This window comes from Erysipelatoclostridium sp. An15 (assembly GCF_002160675.1).
Taxonomy (GTDB): Bacteria; Bacillota_I; Bacilli_A; order Erysipelotrichales; family Coprobacillaceae; genus Thomasclavelia; species Thomasclavelia merdavium.
Genome location: NZ_NFLA01000081.1, coordinates 1 through 7,031, shown reverse-complemented (window position 1 = coordinate 7,031; position 7,031 = coordinate 1). Strand labels below are relative to the sequence as shown.

At 27.4% G+C, this 7,031-nt stretch carries 8 protein-coding genes; all 8 read right to left on the bottom strand.

The genetic code is table 11. The features are described 5' to 3' along the window. Window positions 1-22: 22 nt before the first annotated feature. The 8 genes from B5E92_RS14690 to B5E92_RS14655 are packed head-to-tail and all read right to left on the bottom strand — an operon-like array spanning window position 23 to window position 6,405. A complete protein-coding gene (locus B5E92_RS14690; protein ID WP_087303396.1) occupies window positions 23-559 on the bottom strand; it encodes a glycosyltransferase family 2 protein in 537 nt (178 codons plus the stop codon). Beyond that, a complete protein-coding gene (locus B5E92_RS14685) occupies window positions 559-1,101 on the bottom strand; it encodes a DapH/DapD/GlmU-related protein (RefSeq protein ID WP_087303394.1) in 543 nt (180 codons plus the stop codon). The genes B5E92_RS14690 and B5E92_RS14685 overlap by 1 nt, the downstream gene beginning before the upstream one ends. After that, a complete protein-coding gene (locus tag B5E92_RS14680; RefSeq protein ID WP_087303392.1) occupies window positions 1,098-2,216 on the bottom strand; it encodes a glycosyltransferase in 1,119 nt (372 codons plus the stop codon). The genes B5E92_RS14685 and B5E92_RS14680 overlap by 4 nt, the downstream gene beginning before the upstream one ends. Beyond that, entirely contained in the window at window positions 2,209-3,024 is an 816-nt protein-coding gene (locus B5E92_RS14675) for a glycosyltransferase (protein WP_087303390.1), read from the bottom strand. Before B5E92_RS14675 ends, B5E92_RS14680 begins: the two co-directional genes overlap by 8 nt. A 14-nt stretch (window positions 3,025-3,038) precedes the next feature. After that, on the bottom strand, window positions 3,039-4,157 hold the full coding sequence (locus B5E92_RS14670) for an EpsG family protein (protein WP_087303388.1): 1,119 nt from the start codon (window positions 4,155-4,157) through the stop codon (window positions 3,039-3,041). Next, window positions 4,154-5,236: a glycosyltransferase family 4 protein gene (locus tag B5E92_RS14665; protein WP_239406499.1), complete on the bottom strand. Its 1,083-nt coding sequence runs from the start codon at window positions 5,234-5,236 to the stop codon at window positions 4,154-4,156. The genes B5E92_RS14670 and B5E92_RS14665 overlap by 4 nt, the downstream gene beginning before the upstream one ends. After that, a complete protein-coding gene (locus B5E92_RS14660) occupies window positions 5,233-5,853 on the bottom strand; it encodes a sugar transferase (protein ID WP_087303398.1) in 621 nt (206 codons plus the stop codon). The genes B5E92_RS14665 and B5E92_RS14660 overlap by 4 nt, the downstream gene beginning before the upstream one ends. Before the next feature lie 39 nt (window positions 5,854-5,892). Further along, entirely contained in the window at window positions 5,893-6,405 is a 513-nt protein-coding gene (locus B5E92_RS14655; protein WP_087303386.1) for a hypothetical protein, read from the bottom strand. Window positions 6,406-7,031 lie beyond the last annotated feature (626 nt).

The window sequence follows — 7,031 nt, the reverse complement described above, 5'->3', positions numbered from 1 at the left end:
GCCATTGCTTTAGCTTGAGCTACTAACATGTGGTGATTTTGTTGATATAGGCTTTTATATTTATCTTATATATTTTATTGCATAATCCAGGTTCAATATATTTTCCTCCTAACAAATCTTCTAAACCTTTAGAATTATTCTGAATAATTATTCTACCTGTATTATAATAGTAATCACTATGTCCATCAGGAAAATCCATAACATATCCACAATGTGAAATATCAGTACCATATTTTTTTGCATTATTTATCAAAAACTCAAACATATCTTTCTCAACAATATCATCACCATCTACAAAACCTATATATTCACCGCTTGCTTTTTTCATCCCGATTAATCTAGCAACAGATACACCTTCGTTTTTTTTATGTATAACGTTAATTCTATTATCTTTATTACAATATTCTTTAATAATAGACAATGTATTATCTGTTGAACCATCATCTACTACAATAATCTCTAAATTTTTATACGTTTGAATAATCAATGATTCTAAGCATCTACCAATATAAGGTTCAATATTATAAGCAGGAATGATAATACTTAATAAATCATCCATCAATCTATATACCCCTTTGTATCTTTCAATTTTTTTTTCATTTCCATTCTTTTACTCATCGAAACATTTTTTCTAAGTGTATATTCCTCACAAAAAAAAGGAGATCTATCTTTTTCTAATTTTTCTTTTGCTAAATATTCTTCTAACGTACAAAGTATATGTGCTGGACTCCCTGCAACAACACTATTAGGAGGTATATCCTTAGTTACTGTACTATTAGCACCAATTATTACATTATCCCCTATGGTTACGTTAGGTAAAACTACAGTTTCTGCTCCAATAAACACATTATTACCTATATTAACTCTTCCTATTTTCGTATAACCTAAAAATGTTTTTGTACTTGCATCATGACATAATATGTGTACTCGTGGTGCTAAAGTAACATTATCACCAATCTCTATTAACCAACAATGATCAGGATCAAGAATAACTTCATTCTGTCTCTGAAAATTATTTCCGACAATCATTCCTCTTTTAATTAATTCCTCAGTAATAACTATCCCTCTAACACGATAAACTAACTTCTTTAAAAATTTCATTTTTTCACCAACTCTATAAACATACTTTCTACTAAATGAACAGTTTTTTCTTTCTTAAATGATTCTCCTCGTTCCTTAGCTTTATTTTTGTAATACTGAAGTATGTCTGAATTATCTAACATATACTTAATTCCTTCATACAATGACTCTTCATTGTTTTCGGTAACTAAACCATATTCATTTTTCCCAAGTAAGTCTTTAACTCCAGAAACATTGGTAGAAACAATTGGGGTTCCAACAATCAATGCTTCGGTAATTGCAGTCGAAAAACCTTCAGACAAAGAAGAACAAATAAATAAATCGCTATTCTTTACATATTTATATGGATTAGTATGATATCCTAAAAAATGAAAAGAATCCTCAATTTCTTCCTTCAATACATATTGTTCTAATTCTTTCTTTTCTTCTCCTATTCCTAAAATAAACGTTTGAATTTTATATCCTTCATCTATTAATTTTTTATGAATCCTCGCCAGACGATCAAACCCTTTAATAGGAATAATTTTGCCAACGGCTATTAGTTTTAATCCCTCATTTTCAAAAAAAATATTACTTTTTATTAATTCATTCGATTTTTCTATAATTATATTACTTTCAATAGTATTATATAATACTGAATTCCCACTTTTACGGTCACATAACCGTAAAAAACTATTTTTTACTTCATCAGAAACAAATACACATTGATCAAACTTTTTATAAAGATTACAAGCCTCTGAGAAATTTCTAAAACCAATTGAAAATTCTCTCTCATCATGCATAGTACAATGAACCCATGAAATTAAAACAGCATCATCGCTACAACCAGCAACAATTCTTGCTGTAGGACCCTCTAAATATGATACAATAATATCATATTTATTTTTAACAATTTTTTGATATAAAAATTTTGGAGAAAAAATTTTTAATACATGCGAATTTCCTTTAAAAATTTTTTTAAAAAAGTATTCATAATTTACTTCTTTATTTAAAAACTGTTTATTTACACCAACATCAAATAATGTCTTTACTGTTATATTAAAAACATTTTTATCCATGTTATTTGCTAAATTGACCAGTACTTTTTCTGCTCCACCTTGTCCCAATGTGGGTATTAAAAATAATATTTTAATCATTTTTGTTCTTCCTTCTATTAAGTCTAAAAATATGCAAAAATTTGTACATGCATTTTGGTAATAATCCCACCAAAATTGGTCTAAAAACATATACAAAATATCTTATTGGCAATTTAAAATCTCTAAATATTTTTAATTTAACATACGATTCATTAATTCGATATTTATATTTTCTTCTATTAAGTGCATTTCTATCATCTCTCATTTTGTATAATGGTTCATCTAAATTATAACCATTGAAATTTAAACGCATCATCCTTGCCCATAAATCATAATCTTCTACTCTTAATGTTCTATTTTTTTCAGAATATCCTTTAACCGCATAATAAGCTTCTCTTTTTACCATGCATGGCGCATGACAAAATGGCGTTCCCTTAATCAAATCAAATTTTGTAGGCACATTAACAGATTTTCCAATTGCAAAATCTCCATTTTCATCAAAATAAATCATTGGTGTACTTACTATGCTATATTGAGGATGTGTTTCTAAAAATACAAATTCTTTTTCTAAACGTTGTGGTAAAGATATATCATCACCATCCATCCTAGCAATATAAGTTCCTTTTGCATATTTTAAGCATTTATTTAAAGTTTTATTTAATCCAAGATTTATTTCATTTTTATATAAATGGATATTAGGATATTTTTCTGAAAAAGCTAGAGCAATTGAATAAGTGTCATCTTCTGAAGCATCATCACACATTATCAATTCCCAATTTTGAAATGTCTGATTTAAAATGGAATTAATTGATTCTTCAAGAGTTTTTTCACAATTATATATCCCCATAATTATTGAAACATCTACCATAAACCATACACCTTTCAAATAATTTCACTAATAAATTGAAAAAAACTTTTACTCTGATACTCAATATTAAAATTATTATTATCACTTATATAAAAACCACCAAAACAAATAATTGCACAAGTTAAAACTATTAAAATTGATTCTCTAGTAAACAATTGCTTTATTACCCATGGTAAAGCACATATTGACCCAATTTCAAAATAATTGGCACATCGTCCAAACATGTTTGCCCCATTTTGAGTCCCCATAAGCATAAATACAAGTGAAATAATGCTCATTTGAATGAAGATACCGTTTCTTCGATTTATATTGTCGTTAATCAATCCTTTGAAAAATAATGCTATTAAAGGAACAACTGCATATACTGAAACTCTTAAAATATTTATTTGATTACCATCAAATACTTCTTCAAGCGGAATGTCTTTTCCAACCTGATCTGCAACTTCCAAAAATGATGAAATAGTACTTTGAAATGTATACATAACCACAATCGTAATTATTAATAAAATAAATGTTCTAAAACTCCATGGTTTTGTGGCTAATAACGGTAAAAAGAAAAAAGTCCAAGCGTATGTATGAATAAGCCCTGCTAAAAACACAATTATATAGTATCTAATATATTTTTTTTCAAATAATGCCGATAATGCTAAGGTCAACACTGACATTGCTAGTATCTGTTTTTGTGCCGCGATAGATAACATTAATGTTCCTATTGTTGTATATAAAAACATGCTAAATGCAAAATTTTCTGGATCGACATTTCTTTTGATAAATTGAACATTTAATGTATTAACAATAATAGCGCAGATAATAAAAAAGACATTTACATTATTAGTAAATGTTTTGACCAATGCCTGAAAACCATAAAATAGCGGATTTTCCAATAATGATAAATTAGATGTATCAGCTAAAAATGGTCTAATCGTAGTAGAATTTTGAAAACCAAAAATATAATTTTGAGTATCGTTATACCTAGTTCTTAAACCAGCAAATAATATTAAAAATATCAATAAAATAATTAAATATATGTCCCAATTTCTGGTTTTACCACTATCAGCATATTGAATGGTAACTCTTTGTGACATATAAGCCAAACCTGTAACTATGGCTAAAATAGCTAACAGCATCGTCATAGCATCAACTCCTTATATGTTGTTTCTACTACAGTTGTTTTATCAAATTCTTTTTCCATAAATTTTCTGGCTGTTACACCCATTTTTTCTTTTTCATTGCTAGACAATTGATAAAACTGTTCAACTTTTTCAAATAAACTTTGCTTATTTTTTGCTTCAACTAAATATCCACTCTTATCTTCAATGATTCCTTCTTTACATCCTGTTATATTTGATACAATTACTGGTCTTCCCATTGCTGAAGCTTCCAATATCGTATTGGCCATTCCCTCATGATAAGAAGGTAGTAATAAACAGTGACTTTTTGTTAAAAACGGTCTAACATCTTCTTGGAATCCATGATAACTAATTATTCCCTGTTCATTTAGTTCATTTACAACATCTTTATATTCATCTTCAAAAAAACCAACTAAATCAAAAATAACTTTTTCACCATATAATTCTTTCATTTTTCTAGCAGTATAAAAAAGCTCATCAATTCCCTTTTCCTTCATTATTCTCCCTACAAAAATAAAATGAATCACATCGTCCTGAGGATATTTTTGATAAGAATATCTGTCTAGATTAACACCTGCTCCATGCAAAACACATGCTTGATTTAACTTAATCAAGCGATTATTGGTAAAAACATTAGCATCTCCCTGATTTTCAAAAAATACCCTTTTAGCATATTTCAATGCCCTTTTGTATAAAATTGAAACACACATGGCTAATGTCCTTCTTTCAAAGGCTGACCCAAGCCCTTGGACATTAGCATAATAAGGAATCTTATAATGCCTGCATAACATTCCGCTATAAATATTCGGTTTGATTGAATAAGTTATTACTTTGTCCGGTTTTTCTTCCAGCAGTATTTTCTTATAATCCTTCATCAGTTTAAGATCTGAAAAAGGATTGATACTCCGTCTTTTCATTTCAATTGGAATACAGGTACATCCCATTTCTTTAAAATCCTGTTCATGTCCCACAAAAGGCATTACCAGTGTAACTTCATTTCCTTCATCTAACAGTTTTTGTATCAGTTCTCTTCTAAACTGATAAAGCATATACGAATGATTTGTAATCACCATTATTTTCATGATACTTCACCATCCTTTTTATGAAGCTCACCAGTTCCTCCTTCTACAACTCCATCTGATCTTAATACTGATGTTATTGTTCCAAAGAAACATTTCAGATCAAATAAAAAAGAGATACGCTTAACGTATTCTCCATCCAATCTTGCTTTTACTGGTATTTCCAATTCATCTCTGCCATTAATTTGCGCCCATCCTGTTAATCCCGGTTTAACATTATTAGCCTGATATTTATCTCTTTCAGCTATCAGATCATCCTGATTCCATAATGCCGGTCTTGGTCCAATAATTGACATTTCCCCTTTTAGGATATTAATTATTTGTGGTAATTCATCCAAAGAAGTTTTTCTTAAAAAATGACCAGCTTTAGTAATATACTGATCAGGATCAGCTAACATATGAGAAGGCGTATCTTTAGGAGTATCAATATACATTGTTCTAAACTTATAAATATTAAAGTTTGATTTATTGATACCTATTCTTTTTTGTTTAAACAAAATTGGTCCTTTACTATCCAGCTTTATCCAGATACATAAAATCAAAAATACCGGGCTTAAGATGATCAGCCCACATAATGATAAGACAAAATCAATTACTCTTTTAACATATCCCTTATAAATCATAATATCCCCTCAAAGTTATTCTTTATAAAAATATATTTAAACTGTCTTATTTTTGATTTCTAACCCTAAGCATATGTCATAATTGTCAAAAGAAAATTTATAATTAAAAAAAGCTAATCGTTTATGACGATCAACTTTTCTAATCAGATCTTCTTCTCCTATTAATGGTCCTTCTTTAACAACAATCTTTCCATTTTCGATATCCCCAGTAGAATTATCAATAACTGTTGAATTAAACTTATTTAAAAAACCTAGATCGTGCTTTTGTAATTTAACTAAACGTATCTTATTATGATTATTTAACTCAAAGATTTCTTTGCATTTACTAAGCTTCTTCTTAAATAAATCCAAATCAATCATTTCCATAAATATATATCCCTTTATAATATCAACTTCATATAACTTCCAGTCTTTCCCATAATTCTTTAACTGTTTTCTTCTCAAAATAAAAGACCTTTTTAAACAATCGTTAAAAAGATCTGAATTTAAGATATCTAGTATTTTATTTTCATTTTTATAATCGATTTGTAATACAAATCCATTTTCCATAGCTACCTCCTAAAGACAGCACAATCCCAGTGGAACTATTAAAGAATATAGTTCCACCGCGGTTTTACTATGACCATTTCAAATCCATAACATGCGCTAAGTCAGTGATTACTTCATCAAAAATATTGTACTGAAGTTATCCTAGAATAGTTTAATCTAAGATATTTTTTTAACTTCTGTTCCATTATAGAGTAAAAAAATATAATTTTCAACGTAATATTTTGTTATTTTTAATTGATATGTGATTTATCATTAACAAATAAAATTAAAAAAATGATTTTTTTATCCATGACATCATCTTAGAATAAACTAATCTAAGATATTTTTTAGTAAAAACAGATAAAAATTAAAATATTTGTAATATAATTTTGTATAATTCATAAATTTATTTTTTTTTTAAAATTTTTTGTAAAAAATTTGTAAATGTAATTTATTATTCACAAAAATTTAATAATTTTTTATGATTAATCTCAAAATTATTTCATCAAAAATCTTAAATTTATAACTAATTATACTCCTTTATATTAATAACATTACTTTTTTACTCTTTTAATATATAATGTATAAAAAAATCATTTTTTTAATTTTATTTGTTAATGATAAATCACATATCAATTAAAAATAAC